This window comes from Allobosea sp. P4_E12 (assembly GCF_056401655.1).
The window spans coordinates 1-15,292 of sequence record NZ_JBFUIY010000064.1 but is presented as its reverse complement, the minus strand read 5'-3'; the positions used below and the strand labels follow the sequence as shown (position 1 = coordinate 15,292).

Annotated in this window: 16 protein-coding genes and 2 pseudogenes; 7 read left to right on the top strand and 11 right to left on the bottom strand. The window is 61.2% G+C overall.

Features of this window, described 5'->3' with window-relative positions:
• Window positions 1-395, bottom strand: a pseudogene (locus AC1DW9_RS34765) (porin family protein); the annotation flags it as partial.
• Between the two features lie 798 nt (window positions 396-1,193).
• A complete protein-coding gene (locus AC1DW9_RS34760; protein WP_441508866.1) occupies window positions 1,194-1,652 on the bottom strand; it encodes a helix-turn-helix domain-containing protein in 459 nt (152 codons plus the stop codon).
• A gap of 329 nt (window positions 1,653-1,981) precedes the next feature.
• On the opposite strand from AC1DW9_RS34760, the gene AC1DW9_RS34755 reads away from it, so the two are divergent.
• From AC1DW9_RS34755 to AC1DW9_RS34740, 4 genes are all read left to right on the top strand, one after another.
• Window positions 1,982-2,212 (top strand): hypothetical protein, encoded by a 231-nt coding sequence (locus AC1DW9_RS34755; protein WP_441508867.1) that lies wholly within the window; start codon window positions 1,982-1,984, stop codon window positions 2,210-2,212.
• A 185-nt stretch (window positions 2,213-2,397) separates the two neighbouring features.
• Complete coding sequence (locus AC1DW9_RS34750) at window positions 2,398-2,934, top strand: hypothetical protein (RefSeq protein WP_441508868.1); 537 nt, start codon at window positions 2,398-2,400, stop codon at window positions 2,932-2,934.
• A 338-nt stretch (window positions 2,935-3,272) separates the two neighbouring features.
• The gene (locus AC1DW9_RS34745; protein ID WP_476777414.1) at window positions 3,273-4,271 is read left to right on the top strand and encodes a hypothetical protein; all 999 of its coding nucleotides are present in this window, start codon (window positions 3,273-3,275) and stop codon (window positions 4,269-4,271) included.
• Window positions 4,272-4,561: 290 nt separating this feature from the next.
• Entirely contained in the window at window positions 4,562-5,284 is a 723-nt protein-coding gene (locus AC1DW9_RS34740) for a class I SAM-dependent methyltransferase (RefSeq protein ID WP_476777413.1), read from the top strand.
• Window positions 5,285-5,439: 155 nt separating this feature from the next.
• Here the strand turns inward: AC1DW9_RS34740 and AC1DW9_RS34735 are convergent, their stop codons facing one another.
• Genes AC1DW9_RS34735 through AC1DW9_RS34725 form a run of 3 tightly spaced genes read right to left on the bottom strand, consistent with a single transcriptional unit; the run spans window position 5,440 to window position 8,279 of the window.
• The gene (locus AC1DW9_RS34735; protein ID WP_441508870.1) at window positions 5,440-6,453 is read right to left on the bottom strand and encodes a sugar-binding protein; all 1,014 of its coding nucleotides are present in this window, start codon (window positions 6,451-6,453) and stop codon (window positions 5,440-5,442) included.
• A gap of 39 nt (window positions 6,454-6,492) precedes the next feature.
• Window positions 6,493-7,518, bottom strand: coding sequence for an ABC transporter permease (locus AC1DW9_RS34730; protein ID WP_441508871.1), 1,026 nt, complete (start codon window positions 7,516-7,518; stop codon window positions 6,493-6,495).
• Between the two features lie 20 nt (window positions 7,519-7,538).
• Window positions 7,539-8,279, bottom strand: a complete 741-nt coding sequence (locus AC1DW9_RS34725; RefSeq protein WP_113511900.1) for an ATP-binding cassette domain-containing protein — start codon at window positions 8,277-8,279, stop codon at window positions 7,539-7,541.
• 784 nt (window positions 8,280-9,063) lie between these two features.
• Here AC1DW9_RS34725 and AC1DW9_RS34720 point away from each other — a divergent pair.
• On the top strand, window positions 9,064-9,933 hold the full coding sequence (locus AC1DW9_RS34720; RefSeq protein WP_476777412.1) for a dienelactone hydrolase family protein: 870 nt from the start codon (window positions 9,064-9,066) through the stop codon (window positions 9,931-9,933).
• A gap of 69 nt (window positions 9,934-10,002) precedes the next feature.
• On the opposite strand, the gene AC1DW9_RS34715 is transcribed toward AC1DW9_RS34720, so the two are convergent.
• The 3 genes from AC1DW9_RS34715 to AC1DW9_RS34705 form a co-directional block, all read right to left on the bottom strand.
• Window positions 10,003-10,521, bottom strand: coding sequence for a GNAT family N-acetyltransferase (locus AC1DW9_RS34715; protein WP_476777411.1), 519 nt, complete (start codon window positions 10,519-10,521; stop codon window positions 10,003-10,005).
• Window positions 10,522-10,706: 185 nt separating this feature from the next.
• The gene (locus AC1DW9_RS34710) at window positions 10,707-11,186 is read right to left on the bottom strand and encodes an SRPBCC family protein (protein ID WP_476777410.1); all 480 of its coding nucleotides are present in this window, start codon (window positions 11,184-11,186) and stop codon (window positions 10,707-10,709) included.
• Window positions 11,170-11,520, bottom strand: a complete 351-nt coding sequence (locus AC1DW9_RS34705; RefSeq protein ID WP_441480415.1) for an ArsR/SmtB family transcription factor — start codon at window positions 11,518-11,520, stop codon at window positions 11,170-11,172. The genes AC1DW9_RS34710 and AC1DW9_RS34705 overlap by 17 nt, the downstream gene beginning before the upstream one ends.
• A gap of 108 nt (window positions 11,521-11,628) precedes the next feature.
• Between AC1DW9_RS34705 and AC1DW9_RS34700 the strand changes: the two genes are divergently transcribed.
• Window positions 11,629-12,270: a dihydrofolate reductase family protein gene (locus AC1DW9_RS34700; RefSeq protein ID WP_043240173.1), complete on the top strand. Its 642-nt coding sequence runs from the start codon at window positions 11,629-11,631 to the stop codon at window positions 12,268-12,270.
• Window positions 12,271-12,681: 411 nt separating this feature from the next.
• Here the strand turns inward: AC1DW9_RS34700 and AC1DW9_RS34695 are convergent, their stop codons facing one another.
• The 3 genes from AC1DW9_RS34695 to AC1DW9_RS34685 all read right to left on the bottom strand — a co-directional run bounded on the left by AC1DW9_RS34695 (window position 12,682) and on the right by AC1DW9_RS34685 (window position 14,925).
• Window positions 12,682-13,125 (bottom strand): SRPBCC family protein, encoded by a 444-nt coding sequence (locus AC1DW9_RS34695; protein ID WP_476777409.1) that lies wholly within the window; start codon window positions 13,123-13,125, stop codon window positions 12,682-12,684.
• A gap of 197 nt (window positions 13,126-13,322) precedes the next feature.
• Entirely contained in the window at window positions 13,323-14,087 is a 765-nt protein-coding gene (locus AC1DW9_RS34690; RefSeq protein ID WP_476777408.1) for an alpha/beta fold hydrolase, read from the bottom strand.
• A gap of 280 nt (window positions 14,088-14,367) precedes the next feature.
• Window positions 14,368-14,925, bottom strand: coding sequence for a dihydrofolate reductase family protein (locus tag AC1DW9_RS34685; RefSeq protein WP_476777407.1), 558 nt, complete (start codon window positions 14,923-14,925; stop codon window positions 14,368-14,370).
• 185 nt (window positions 14,926-15,110) lie between these two features.
• On the opposite strand from AC1DW9_RS34685, the pseudogene AC1DW9_RS34680 reads away from it, so the two are divergent.
• Window positions 15,111-15,292, top strand: a pseudogene (locus AC1DW9_RS34680) (IS5/IS1182 family transposase); the annotation flags it as partial.

Here is a 15,292-nt window from a genome sequence, read left to right as displayed (position 1 = left end):
CCGCCGTCACCACCGCCATTATTTGCCCACCAGGTGTATTGCCCCCAGGACATATTGCCGTTCGATCCGACATACTGGATATCGGTCTCGAGACCGTAGACCCAGGCGCCGGACTGCCAGTTATAGCCGATCTGGCCGCCGCCGACGAACGCGCCGTCGCCGCCGTTGCCGCCCAGAATTCCGGAAGAGCCGGCTGTCGGCCCGGTAACGGTGATGTTGCCCGAGTCGGCCCAGCCCATGCCGGCGTTGAGGCCGACGTACAATCCGGCCCAGGTGAAGACGGGAGCATAGACGATCGGGGGAGGCGGCGCTTGGCGGCTGGGAAGATCGGCGGAGAAGGCAGACGTAGCCAGGCAGGTTGCAAGGACGGCGGTGGATACAAGTCCTATTCGCATGGTGTCCTCCGAGGTCAGGGTTAGCCAACCTATCGGTTGCACATCAGAAAGCAGTCGGGAACCCAAATAATCGGAGAGGTTTACTGTCTGTCATCAAATAATCCCGAAAGCGATATTTTCGCCACTAGGCAAAAATTATCACCAAGGCTCTCTTGCATGCGGCAACTCAACCCGGATGTCCGCAGCAAAGCTCATCAGGCCGAAACGTTGAAAAGTCGTGGCATGGATGGGGGGGGTGTCGTCGAGTGAGGAGGGCGAGAGATCTTGCGATCGCTGAACTGTCGGTCGGAGACAGGAAAATCCGAGTCCTTATTGCAACCCCGCAAGGTCATCGAGCCAGGAAGAGCCAAGAAAACACAATCAACCCCCAGAGCAATAGCGAAATTGGAGCGCCCCAGAGGACGCCTCGAATGAAACTATCGCTTTCGTCGCCTTCATTCCGTAACCATTGGTAATGTCGACGGGATGTATGAGTCGTATCTCTCTCAAATTCTCGAAGTCTGTTGGAATTCTCAGAATTCGACATGTTATTGCCTCATAAATAACCTTGTAGGCATAACAATTAATAATAAGCGGTGACGAAGATTTCGAAGGATGTTCGGTTTTTTCCTGCAACAAAACAAGAGCACACACATAGCGTCCCGTCGATGATGATTTAATTCCACATGTTCGAGAAGATCGAGTTTGGTTAATCCTTCCGCCGTCGACCCGGCAACGAGGCGAGTACACGGCCGCGCACGTTCCCGCGCGCCCCTCGGGTCAGGTCATCGCATTGCGGTTGCAATCGTCGCCAAAGCGTCAGGCCGTACTTTCGGCACCCGCTGGATGGCAGACTTCGCCACGGCTCCCGTCGACATCTCCATTTGCCATCGCTTCGACGACGGCAACGATCCGCTGGCGGGTGTCGGCATTGTCGGACTTGAAAAAGGCTCTGGCGAGACGAAGCCCCTCGTTTGTCGCAAGCAATTCTGCGACATCGGCAGTCGCCTCTCCCTTCGACGGTTCCTGGGTCGCTGCGTGTCCGGTCGACGCCTGTTCGAAAAAGTAGCCCACCGGCACCTGAAGGATATTCGCAATCTGTTGCAGGCGGCTGGCACTGATCCGGTTTGATCCTTTCTCGTATTTCTGGATCTGCTGAAACGTTATGCCCAACTGTTCCGAGAGTTTCGTCTGGCTTAATCCGGCCAGTTGCCTTTGCTCGCGCAGGCGCCAAGCAAGACATTGATCAATCGCAGTGGGCCGTTTTACGAATTTCATGCCAGAAACCATGTGGAACCCCAGGTTGTGGTGATCTGATAACCATCTGCTTGATTATACTGGGCGAAATGTCAGCAGACCAATGTCGCCCCGGTTTCTTCAAAGGAGCTTTATTAGCGGAGAGAGCCTGCAACGGTACAAGGCGGCGGCGAAAGCATCCCGGACTGTCTTGTGCGGTAGATCTTCGAGGCCCATAAACGGCGTTCCATGAGTGGCGCGGATGGTTTTCTCGCCGTGGCTTGCGCCCGCAGGCGAGGGCTTCAAACACGTTGGTCTGGAGGGACGGTGGGGGCGATAAAAGCGGTTCAGTGAACCTGAGGAGCCCGGACATGAGCCAATTCTACATATCGGAAGGGATCACACGTCGAAGCGGCCTTTCCTTCTTGTGGTCGGCGGCCGCACTGGCTTTTGCAGGGGCCGCGGTGGTATTGAAAGCATCGCATTCTGAGGCGCAGACCACCGGTATGGAGCGACGTGGGGATCGGCGCTCCGGACGTGACGATCGCCGCACTGAACGCCGCACCGGACGCACGACACGACGCGAAGAGCGCCGAAACTGAGTGAGCGGCGGCCGCGTGCGCACTAAGCGTCGAGATCGTTCAACTCACCGATGTTCGCGTGGCGCATTGACGAGAACCACCCCCGGCCCTTTGAGCAGCTTGATCTGTGAAAATGGGCCAGAGCAAAGCGCCGGGGCGAGGCGACTATCCGAAGACGTGCGGGCTCGTCAAAAGGAGCCAAAGCCGTGCAGTTGCCCGCCTTGGGAAACATCGTCAGTTCCACGGCGAAGACAGATGCTGCCGGCGCGCCTGGAGCCCATGAAGTCCAGGATGCGCTCATTCGCATGCTTGCGAGTGAAGAATTCATAGTCCCGGACCGGCTCCGTCGTTTTTTGATCTACGTCGTCATGCAGGCGCTGGCTGGCCACACCAAGAACATCACCGCCTATTCGATCGCAGTAGAGGTGTTTGGGCGCCCCGCCAGTTTCGATCAGAAGAATGACCCGATTGTTCGGGTCGAGGCCGGGCGCCTGCGACATGCTATCGAGCGTTATTACTTCGTCGCGGGCCGCTCCGACCCCATCATCATCGAAATCCCGAAGGGCGGTTATGCCCCTCGCTTCAGCAGGCGTCCCGTCCCGCTGGCCGAGCCAAGGCCTCGTAAGAGCCTGCGGCCAATCCGTATCGGTCCAGGTTTCGCGCTGCGACTGTTGCCGTGGGCTTTGGTCGGATTATCCGCATTGCTCGCAATTATCGGGCTCGCGCGGTTCTTGGTCGCCTGAGACGGGTGACGCACGATCGCCTGCGCTTATTGCAGGCCGATCGTCACCACGGGGTTCTCATGAAGTGCCTCTGTCGCAACAGCTATCTGCACGACCCAAGATTCCGATTTGGAGCGAATTTAGAAGATTTTGCTGAGACGGATTGTCAATGGTGGGACGGAACGTCAAGCCTCTGTATATCCCCAAGCATGAGACGAGATTTTGAGTGACGAATATTGTATCCCTAGGGATATTGAGGGGTAGAATTTTGATCGATTACCACTGACGGTGGTTGCGTGTGCTCTCCCGACCTGGGCATCATGCATGGGCTGGGATCGGCGCGCAGGCGAATTAACTCCATGAAACGCCAAACGACATCGACTTGTGTTTCAGATTCCGCGTCATCACAACCGGTGTCAGCGCCATGCGAAAGCGATATCCGCGCGCAACTGCTCCGCATTTTAGCGAGCCGGGATTTCAAGGCGCCCGATCGGCTCCGCCGGTTTCTGTCCTATGTGGTTGAACAGACGCTGGCTGGCCGGGCAGAGCGCATCAAAGCCTACTCGGTCGCGGTCGAAGTCTTCGGCCGGGATACGAATATCGACATTCTGAACGATCCGGTCGTTCGTATTGAGGCCGGGCGGCTCAGGCGCGCCTTGGAGCTTTACTATTTCCTTGAGGGTAAGACAGACCCCGTCCTGATCGAAATTCCTAAGGGAAGCTACGTACCGTTTTTCTCCCGGCGAATAGACGATCAGACGCTGGCCCAGCCTCTCGCATCCCCGGCCCCGGAGCCGACGCCACCAACCCGCGCACGCCTCTTCGCCTCGCTCAGACGCCCCTGGCTCGTCGGCTTGGCTGCTGTACTGGCATTTGGCACCCTGGTGGCATACGTCGGGATGACAGACCAGTTCCGCCCGGCCGCATCACCGGCACGCCCCCTAGGCCCCTCGCTTTTTGTAAAGCCCTTCGCCAACCTGTCACCGACGCCAGAGGCCAGTGTTTTCGCAGCCGGTCTTTCCGAAGAGATGCTCTCACAGCTCGCTTCGTTTCGGGAACTGACCATTGTTCGAAGCGAGGCTTCCGACACACTGGCGTCGCAACCATCCGCTGCCAGGCGCCATCTCGGCGCCCGGCTCATCCTTGAGGGGATGATCCGGGCTGCCGATAACAAGCTCAGAATAACAAGCCGCCTCGTCGAAGGAGAAACGGCCGCCATTCTCTGGTCTGCCATTTTCGAGGCCGACCTGAACTCTGGGAACCTCATCGAACTGGAAAGTGCCGTAGGGCAGAAAATCGCCATCGCGGTCGCTCACGCCATGAGCGCCCCATTACGCCCCGTGTCGAACGCACGCTAAGGGGCGAGACTAGGCGCCGGTGCTAGTCGGCGAGAATTGCCCGGTTTCCGAGTTCGGACCAACTTCCGCTTAAGGATGCGATCCGGCCCCTCGATTGAGTTCGGCCTGACTTCTGCTAACCACCCATTTCGGCATGACCGGCGTCCGCTCTCGGGCAGAAGCGCCATGCACAAAAGCGCCCCCCTGGCTGTCGAAATCTTGCCGTGGCGGACTGAATGAGCGATTGAAGGCTCGCGCATCGGGGCGCCCCCCACAGCGCGCCTGCATTCGAAAAGCATCGCTAGGTAGCTATGGCCTCGGCTGAAACCACGTCCATCTCTGTCGCAAAATTCGACGCCGACCGCGCCGCTGAGTACCTCGTCCAGAGCCGCATTGCGCTGGCAGGTTACGAAGCGTGCCATGAGCTTTCGGCCTGCATGCTGGCGGCGACGCTCGGTCCGGGCAGCGCAGCTCGCGTGCTCGCCGTTGGGGCTGGCGGCGGCGGACAGGAGATTGTCAGCGCCGCATCTCTTGAACCGGACTGGAGATTTGTCGCCGTCGATCCGTCCGCGCAGATGATGGATGTTACGGCGGGGCGGTTGCAGGAGCTCGGGTTCCTCGAGCGGACGGAGATCGCGATCGGCTATGTCGAAGAGCTTCCCGCCGGGCGCGATTTCGACGCCGCGACCTTAATCGGCGTGCTGCATCATCTCCCGGGAAAAAAGGCCAAGGGCGACATTCTTGACGCCATTGCGTCACGGCTGAAACCCGACGCTCCTCTCATTCTTGCCGGCAATCGCTTTGCCTACGCCGCCGAACCTCTGCTGCTGGCGGCCTGGGCAGAGCGTTGGCGCATGCACGGTGCCAGGCCCGACGAAGTCGAGGCGAAGCGCGCCAAGATTTTGCAGGGCGCGGATCCGCCCGCCTCGGAGAACGAGGTCGCTGCTTTGCTGGAGGCCGTCGGGTTCGGGCCGCCAACATGGTACTTTTCCAGCCTGTTCTGGGGCGCCTGCCTGGCTCGGTATCGCGGCTGACTGCGAGGCCGGGCGAAGTCAGCGCCAGAGCGGGATGGCATCCCGCCCTGGCTTAGTTCATCGGACCGGATATCGTATCCGATCCGATGATCTAACCATCTGTGATTGCATCGGCTTTGCCCCGAAAACCGCAATCCAGTTTTCGGGCCGATGCTTTAGCTCCCGGCGCCGACGCAGGTCGCGGCATTCTGCGGCGTGCAGACATCGAGGCCGGTATAGGTGGGATCCTTCGGGGCGGGTTTGCCGTCCTTCATCTCCTTCAGGAAGAACATGGTCTTGTAGCCCATCTCGAAGGGGCGCTGACCGACTTGGCCCTTGGACAGGCCCGCCTTCAGGAGATCCATCTGGACGGGCAGCGTATCTGCGACGACCAGCGCAAGCGAGCCGTCATCGATCCGGGCCTTATACTTCTCGGCGACCTTGCGATACGCCTGCGGGATGAATTGCGGGAAGCCGCCGGTCGGCACGAAGGCATCGAGCTTGGGGTTCTTGCCGAGCGTATCCTCCATTTGCTGCACCGATAGCGGGAAGTCGTCATTGGTGTAGAGCGGGCAACCCGCGGCCTCGGTCCAGCCATGCTGACCGGTGAGCTTTGCCCCAGGCGCGGAGGCCGATTTCGCGCCGGCAAGCGTATCGCGAATCCCTTGCATGCGCTCGTTATGGTTTGCAGCGGCCGCGCCACCCGACTGGATGCAGATCGTGCCACCCTTCGGCTTGATCTGCTGGACGAGCTTCGCGAGATTGACGCCGATGTCGTAGTTATAGGTGCCGACATAGGCGGTGCGCAGGCCCTTGTCCTTCGCAAGCAGGTCGGAATCCCAGGTCAGAACCGGAATTCCCGCCTTTTTGGCGCCCTCGAGCGCCTTGCCCATCGCGGCGGCATTCGACGGCGAGACGGCGATGCCATCGACCTTCTTGGCAATGAGATCGTTGATGACCTGGACCTGTTCATCGCCGCCGCCATGTTCGCCAGGCCCGATATAAAGGCACTCGATCGCGCCGTTGAGTTCCTTCTCGGCCTTCTTGCAGCCGTCGCGGGCCTGATCGAAGAAGGGATTGTTCATGTTCTTGGGAACCAGGGCGAAGACGTATTTCTTGCCCTGAGACTGGGCTTCTCCTCCAACGGCGAGCAGTGCGAGCGCGGCGACACCTAAAGTCAGCGTTTTCATGAGCCTCTCCTCCTGGTGGTTATTGTCGTCCGGTCTTCCTCATGCCGAACCCTTGCCGCGGATCCGCTGCAGCAGAACCGCCAATACGATGAACAGGCCGACGAAGGCGCCCTGCCAGTTGGAATCGACCCCGGCCATGAGCAGGGAATTGCGGATCACCTCGATGAGGGCGGCCCCGATCACGGCGCCGTAGGCTCCGCCCTGGCCACCCATCAGATCGGCACCGCCGATCACGGTCGAAGCGATCACCCGCAATTCATAGCCCTGTCCGAGCGCATTGATGGCGGAGCCTTGCCAGCCGACGATGAGAACGGCGCTCAGCGCGGCTGTCAGGCCTGAGACGATATAGGCCTGCAGCTTGATCCGCCGGACCGGCACGCCGGTCAGGCGGGCGGCGTTCTCGTTGCTGCCGATGGCATAGAGATAATTGCCCCAGCCGGTGAAGTTGAGGATGATGCTGAAGATGATGGCCAGCGCGAGCAGCACCCAGACCGGGTTGGCAAGGCCGAAGATCGCCCCGCCACCGATGGCGTTGAAGGTGTCTCCCCAAGGGCCGAATTCGTAGATCATCTTGTTTTCGGACAGGACGATGGCAAGCGAGCGGGCGCCCGACAGCATCCCGAGCGTGACGACGAAGGCCGGCAGGCCGACATAGGAGATCAGCACGCCATTCACGACCCCGACAGCCGCGCCGGTGAGAAGGCCGGCGAGGATCGCGAGCAGCCAATGCCCCTCGGCCTGGAGGACGAGCCCGCTGACGACGCCGGCGAGCCCCATGATGGAGCCAACCGACAAATCGATGCCGCCGGTGAGGATGACGGCGGTCATGCCGATGGCCATGATGCCGATGAAGGCGAAGTTCCGCGTGATGTTGAAGAAGTTGTCGGCCGAGGCAAAGGCGTCTGGTTGATCCCATGTCATCACGAGGACCATGGCGATCAGCGCGATCGTCACCCAGAACGGCTGGCTCGCGAGCAGCTTCTGCAGGAGGCTTCGCTCCCTGAGGCCCGTGACGTCCTCGATGGCGACACTGCTCGGGATCGGGCGGATCGTGGCGCTCGACATAGGGGGCTCCTCGCGCAGCATCAGGCGGCCTGGATGGCGCCGGTGATCAGTCCGGTCACCTCTTCAGGAGAACTCGATGCAATCGCCTTGTCCGCGACCTTGCGTCCTCGCCTCATCACGACCACCCGGTCACAGACCGCGAACACGTCCGGCATGCGGTGACTGATCAGAACGACGGCGATCCCGCGATCCTTGAGCCGGTGGATCAGATCCAGCACCTCGGCGACCTGGCGAACGCTGATCGCCGCCGTGGGCTCGTCCATCAGCACCATCTTCGCGTTGGCCAGACGTGTCCGCGCGATCGCCACAGCCTGGCGCTGGCCGCCGGACATCAGTTTCACGAGATCGCGGGGGCGGGTCTCCGACTTGAGCTCCTTGAACAGCTCTGCGGCGCGGGCGTACATCGCCTTGTAGTCAAGGATCACCAGCGGACCGATGCGGCGTTTCAGTTCGCGCCCGAGGAAGACATTGGCGGCCGCAGTCAGATTATCGCACAGGGCGAGGTCCTGATAGACGACCTCGATACCGTCGGTCCGGGCGTCGACCGGCCTGCGAAAGTGCTTGACGATGCCATCAAGGCGAAGCTCGCCCTCGGAGGGGAGAAAATTGCCGGCGACAATCTTCACCAAGGTCGATTTGCCGGCGCCATTGTCGCCCATCAGGCCGACGACCTCTCCGGCATCGATCGCCAGATCGATGCCCTTGAGTGCTTCGATCGCACCAAAGTGTTTTGAGATACCCTGAAGCTCCAGAAGCGGCATAGGTCGATTCCACCCTTGTTTCGAGGCGTGCCTCTGCTTCGGGCACTGGCTCAAGCTGCAGTCACTCAAGTCCTTTGTTTCAGCTGCTGCAATTTATGATGGTCAAAATTCCACCAAGGACAGATATTATGTATCAATAAGGAATTTAAAACTTGATGATGCGTCTCAGGTCAGTGGTTGTCGTGTCGTTGCAACAATTTAATTCGAAAATTGATTGCATTTCCGGACCGATGCCGAATTCGCGGGTCCGAATAGTCGAAAGAGGTAGATGTCGGCGCGCACCGCGCTGATCGCGCAGAGATCCGCCTGCGCCGCTATTGTCATAAGCGCGCCAACGAGGACGTCTGCCGTGCCCCATGCCCTTTTCCTCGAAACGCGTTCTCGGCGGAAGGCTTCGAACACGATCCTACGCTCAATAAACGGCTTCGTCATTCACGCGCGGCCGCCCTCCCGATCTTTGGCTCATCCTCGCGGAGCGTGTCGGATTCCCAGTCGAGCCGGAGCCGGGTTTGGAGCTGGTCGTCATCGTCGCGACAACCCTTCGCCGGGCCATTCAGAGGGGTAGGGGGCGCGCGCAGGTTGAAGGTTATATGCGCTCAGGCGCTCGCGGAAGCCGGAGGAATCTGGCGCAGGCCGAGATCGCGGCAGGCATGGGCTTTGGAGCTGGAGCCGTGGTCGGTCTTGACGCGCGACGGTGACGCCGGTCGGCTATCGTTGCATCTCTTTCGACGTGACAGGTTGAACGCTGGGAGCTTCGCAAATGCCTTCGTCGCCAAAGCGAGCCATGCTCTCCACCCTGGCGATGCTCCTTCTTGGGCTGACGACACATTCGCACGCTGAAGAGGTCGTTCAATTCCCCTCGATGACCTATCGCCTGAGCGATTTCCAGAAAGCGCGTGCCAAGGCTCGCGGAGACAGCGGCGAGAATGATCCTGCGGTCGTGATCAGCGGATATCTTTCCAAACCTATCGGGGAAGGCCGGCACCCGGCGGTTGTTTTTCTGCATGGCTGCGGCGGATTGAGCACGTCCCATCGACGGGAGGCCGAAGCAATCCGCGATTGGGGTTACGTCGTGCTGGTGCCGGACAGTTTCACCCCACGAGGCATTGAAGACGCCTGCGTGCCTGAAAGGCGCGATAAGGCGCCTCGGGTCGAAGATGCGTTTGGTGCGCTGTTCTACCTCTCAAGGCTTCCCTTCGTTGATCCAGCGCGGATCGCCGTCCTGGGCTATTCGCATGGCGGCGGGGTCGCGCTCAGGATTGCGATGCAATCGCAAAAGACGCTCTATGAGATGCCCGACGAGCTCAGGTTCAAGGCGGCTGCAACCTATTACCCGCCTTGCGAGATCCTGACCGAGCCCTTGGTCATCCCGACACTCGTTCTCATCGGCGACAGGGACGATTGGACCCTCGCATCTGACTGCGAAGCAGCCGCCCGGCGTCAGGTCGGTGGCCCCGCCGGACTGAGCCTCACCGTGTTCCCAGGCGTGTACCACTCATTCAATTTCCCGATTTTCGCAGAGCCGCGTCAGATCTACGGGCACTGGAGTCGATTTGACGAGGCGGCGAGCAGGCGCGCGACATCTGAACTTCGCGAATTTCTCGAGCGGGAATTGGCTGGATCATCGGACCGGATATCGCATCCGGCCCGATGATCCAGCCTTCTGTGTTTGCATCGGCTTTGTCCCGAAAACCGCAATCCACTTTTCGGGCCGATGCTTTGGTTAGCCTCCTTCAAAGCGGTCTTCGGTTGCAAAACCACCAAGCCCGGCTTGGGTCGATTTTGCCCCTTGGCGGATGATCGTCTTCTGCATTGGGACGCAGTTGTTAGCGTGTTCAAGCAGCCGCGGCGGATGGCCCTCGAAGCGTTTCCACCCCGTCGCGGCATAGAACCCTTCAGCATCCGAAGCCGCGTTCACGAACAAGATACTGATTCCGAGCCTGTGCGCGTATCCTTCCACCATCGCGTTCAAGATTCGACCGTGGCCCTGTCCGCGAATGGCGGCAGTGATGGCAACGAGCCTGACGATACCCGTTCCATCGCGTCGATCATCGAGCCTTGTCGTACCGGCTCCCAGCCCCTTGAACTTCATCAGCAGGGGATGGTGGTGGGGCAGTCGCTCTTCCGGACGGGCATCGTCGTAGCCGCTTAGACCCCGTTCCTCCCACAGAACCGCGCCGCGGATAGCGTGGTAGACTCGCCAGTCAGCATCGCTGGCAACGCGAATGAGGGCGTGGTCCATCGAACAAGATTAGCATGTGGACGACCGCTTCCCATCTCGCCTGATCGCATGTCAGCTTCCGAACCAAGACCGAAGGGGCAAATCCGACCCATCTCGGACGTTCGCGGTTGGACCGCAAAGTCCTGAAAGCGGTCGTTTATGGGCACTATGGCGCGGCGACCGCCAACCCTCCAGATGTTCAGCGTTCAACCATCCAGCCACGTGGCGAGACCGTCCAGCGTCTGCAGCCCATATTCCACCGCGCCGAAACCGACGACCACCTGGCGACGTTCGCGGCTTGGGTGAAGCTGGCGCATGGTCAGCACGGTCTTGCCGTCGGTCTGCTCATCGAAGGTAATCGTCATGTAGAAGCGCTCCGGGTCGTTGGGGTCCGGGGTACCATAGTCCACCACGATCAGCTCGTTCGGCACGACCTTCAGGAAGCGCATGAGATTGGGGAAGCGCTGCTTTTGGCCTTCGAATACGCCCACCATGTCGAAGCGCCATTCCCCGCCCTCGCGGATATCGGCCTTCTGGTTCTCGATGCTGAGGCCAGCCGGGCCATACCATTGCGCCAGCGCTTCCGGGTTCATCCAGGCGGCGAAGACCTTATTGCGCGGGTGCTTCAGCACCTTGACCAGCACGATCTCACGGTCGAGCGACCAGGTCTCAAACAGCTTTTCCATCGTCGTTCTCTTCCGCCTTGTCCAAATAAGTTTCCAGCCGGTCGAGCCGCTCGGCCCAGCGTCGGCGCTCCGCTTCCATCCAGTCTGCCGCCTCGGCGAAGCGCGCCCGCTCCAGCCGGCACCAGCGGCTGCGCCCGCGCTTCTCGCTGGCGATCAATCCGCAATCCTCCAACACCTTGAGATGCTGGGCGAAGGAGGGCAGCGCCATGTCGAAAGGCTCGGCCAGTGCGGTCACCGGCAGCTCGCCCTCGACCAGTCGCGACACCACCGCGCGGCGGGTCGGGTCGCTGAGGGCGTGAAAGGCGAGGTCGAGGGGGGTCGAGTGGTAGGGCATATAGCTCGGTAAAGCGGCCGGCCGTGCCGGTCAATAATAAAAAGGCACTTGCCTTAGTGTTTGGCTGCGAATACGAAGGTGAGTACCTTAGTGTTTGGGAGTGCACCAATGGCAGTTCGTGTGGACCTTGTTATCTCGCTCGATGGCTTCGCAACAACGACGGACCAGACGCCAGACAATCCGTTCGGCCAGGACTGGTCGCGCCTGGTCGGCGCTTATGTCGCGACGAGGACGTTCCGGGAACGTGTGTTCAAGGACACTAGCGGCAAAGGCACCACCGGCATGGACGATGCGTATGCAAAGGACTACTTCGACAACATCGGCGCGGAAATCATGGGCGCCGGCAAGTTCGGGCTGCACAACTTTCCCGACGATCCGAACTGGAAGGGGTGGTGGGGCGATGAGCCGCCATTCGGCTGCCCGGTCTTCGTCCTGACGCACAAGCGGCGGCCCTCCATCGAGATGGCTGGAGGCACCACGTTCCACTTCCTCGCGGCGGACCCGGTTGATGCGCTGCAGCAGGCCGTGACAGCCGCAAACGGCAAGGATGTGCGGATAGGTGGCGGACCAACCATGGTTCGCGACTATCTGAAGGCCGGGCTTGTCGACCGCCTGCATGTAGCCATTACCCCAATTCTGCTGGGGCGGGGCATACGCCTCTGGGACGAGTTACGCGGGTTGGAAGCCGGCTACACCGTCAAGTCGGAAACGGCCGAGAGCGGCACTGTCCACCTCACGTTCCAGCGCTAGCCGCCAGGCCGTGACTTACGGCCATCATGGACTGCCCAAACTTGGTCGATGACTGCCTTCCCGTTTCTGCCCTCGCCCAATGTCCACTTTTCCTGGTTCCATAACCGAAAGCAGACCGACCGGTTTCCACCCTTCCTGCGACCTTCGGAACGTCCGGTCATTGGCAGTGGCCCGGCGGGCCAGGAGCGGATGGTGGTCTTTGCTACCTCATTCCGCTTCAAAGGGTGGGGTGAACCGATTGAACGTCCTGATCTCGAGATGGATCAGTTCGCCTGGGAGGGCGCGCTCGTAGCGGCGCGCCGATACCGTTCGCGGGGGCAGGGGGGCCGAACCATCCGACGCTCGCTGCGGCGAGGCCGGATCGGGGGCAGGGCGAGCGATCGTCCCGGAGCCGTTCCGGCACCGCGTTTGCTACTGGTTGATCTCGGGCTCGGCGAGTTTCGCGAGCTTGCGCAGGGATTCCTGCCAGCCGAGATAGCAGGCTTCAGTGGGGATCACGTCCGGCACGCCCTCTTGCTCGATAGTCACCTCGGTGCCGACGGACACGGCCTTCAAATTCACCGTGACCTTCATCTCGCCGGGCAGGTTCGGGTCGTCGAACCTGTCGGTGTAGACGAGGCGCTGACCGGGAACGAGCTCCAGATAGGTTCCGCCGAAGGCGTGGCTGTGCCCCGTGGTAAAATTCCGGAACGACATCCGGTGGTGGCCACCGACCTTCGCATCGAGCTCATGGACGGTGCAGGTAAAGCCGTAAGGGGGCAGCCAGCTCGCAATCGCGTCCGGTTCGAGGAATGCGCGGTAGAGCTTCTCGGGCCTGGCGGCGAAGACGCGGTGCAGACGGATGGTGCTCGGCATGGATCTCTCCTCCTGGTTCGGTTTTAGGGTGTTCGGTTCTCTCCTGGCGGGCGGTCCTTCACGCTCGACACATTTACGACGAACGGGCTGGTGAGAATTCGACAGCGCTCCTTAAAAAAATCCAGAGCACCGGGATGCCTGCAAGCCCTTTGCGAAGGCCTTTCCGAAGGTCGCGGCGCTGCCCGGCGAATGAAGGCTCAGCCTGTTGCCTTGGCGATCGCCTCGGCGAGCCCGCCCGGATTGTCCCACGCCATCGAATGGCCCGCCTGGGGCACGATCGCGACGCCGCATCCCTCATCCGCCAAGCCATCAAATTCGGGGGCCGGCAGCGAGTGCTCTCCGACGAGGAGTGTTTTTCGCATGGTCAGGCTGGCGAGCATCTCGCGCCATGTCGGCTTGCATCCGGCGATCAGCGATGCTGCTTCCCGGTGGACCGCGAACGGGGCGCTGATGGCCAATGAGGCAGCCCAGACCGTATTGCCGACCGCCCTTGCAGCCGCGACGGTCGCCGCATGGCCGCGCGCGGCGAATTCGACCTCGAACATCTCGGCGATTGCCTTGCTGAAGACGCCGCCGCCCGGCTCCAGATTCGGTTCGCCAAGCACGAGCGCTTCGACCCTCGCCCCGAGCAATGCAGCCAGGGTGATGGCCACTGCCCCTCCCATGCTGTGACCGAAGAGGCTGACCGGCCCCTCGCAGACGCTCCCTATGAGCCCGGCAACCGAGCGAGCATGGCCTTCGATGGAATAGCAGAAGTCTGCCGGCCTTTCGCTGAAGCCGGAGCCGAGCAGATCGACCAGTATCGCCCGGCGCCCGGCCAAGGCCGTATCCGCGATCACGCGCGGATAGTCACAGGATGACGCGCAGCCGAGACCGTGGATGAATACCAGGGGCGTGCCGGCCCCCGGAATGTCCTGATACAGGATATTGGCGGACGCCATCTTCGCCCAGAAAGCCTTCACCGCCCGCTCCATCACATGCCAGGGCAGCTCCGCTAACCCGCTGCGCCGCCGCACCATGTCAGCATGATCTGGAAACCCGACGGAAGGGGTGCCCGGGACGTGTCGCTGGGCCTGACTTATGGCGAGGTCGGGTTGCCGGCCCCATCGGTCATTCGCCCATGCAAAATCGCGACGATCGAGGCAGGCCACGCGGAGAAACTGGGCCGGATCAAGCCGACGACAATGGCCCAGGTTGGAGATCAACTGCGGACGTGTATGGGCGTTTAGAGGCTGCTCTGGATTAGCGCTCGCGCCGGTAATGCGTGGCGACGGCGCCGCTGCGGAGCGGCGTGGCCGAGATCAGCTCGAGCCGTCGCGTGCTGGGCAGCCCGCTCTGGTAGAGGGTTGGGCCGTGGCCGGCGATCCTGGGATGGACGAGGACCTTGTACTCGTCGATCAGATCCAGCCGGTCCAGCTCGGTCGCGAGCTTGTCGCTACAGAGGAGCACGCCGGCCGGGGTCGCGTCCTTGAGCCTTTGCACGCCTGTTCGCAGGTCGCCGGCGATGTGGTGGCTGTTGGTCCACGGGAAGGCCTTTCGCGTCGACGACACCACGTATTTCGGCTTAGCGTCCAGCTTGACCGCCCACTCGCGTATCGCCGGCGGCGCCTCCACGTCGCCGCGGGCGACTGCCGGCCAGTAGCTCTCCATCATCTCGTAGGTGACGCGCCCCCACAGCATCGCCCCACTCTCGTCCATAAGGCGGGTGAAGAAGGCGTGCGTCTCGTCGTCGGCAATTCCCTCCTGGTGGTCGACGCAGCCGTCCAGGGTGACGTTGATGCTGAAGGTCAATTGTCCCATGCAACGAGTCTAAGCCATCCGCTCGAAAAGACGTAGGGCTATTGCTCGCGGTTGATGTTCAACTTCCGCTACGGGGCGATTCCGGAAGTGGCGGCGGCCCGCCAGCAACGTTTGAGATGGGTGGAGGCTGTGTGAAAAGAGCCGAGTCGGCTAGGATTCCTGGAGGTGATGCTCCGGGAGCTTAGATGAAGCGCTTCGTTGAGAGTGAAGACCGTCGGCAGGGTGTCCTGCTTCCCGAGTATCTTGACGACTACGTGTCGGAGAACAATCCGGTTCGGGTGATCGACGTCTTCGTTGATGAATTGGACCTGGGCCAACTGGGTTTTGAAGGCGTGGTTCCCGAGGCGACGGGCCGTCCGAGCTACCA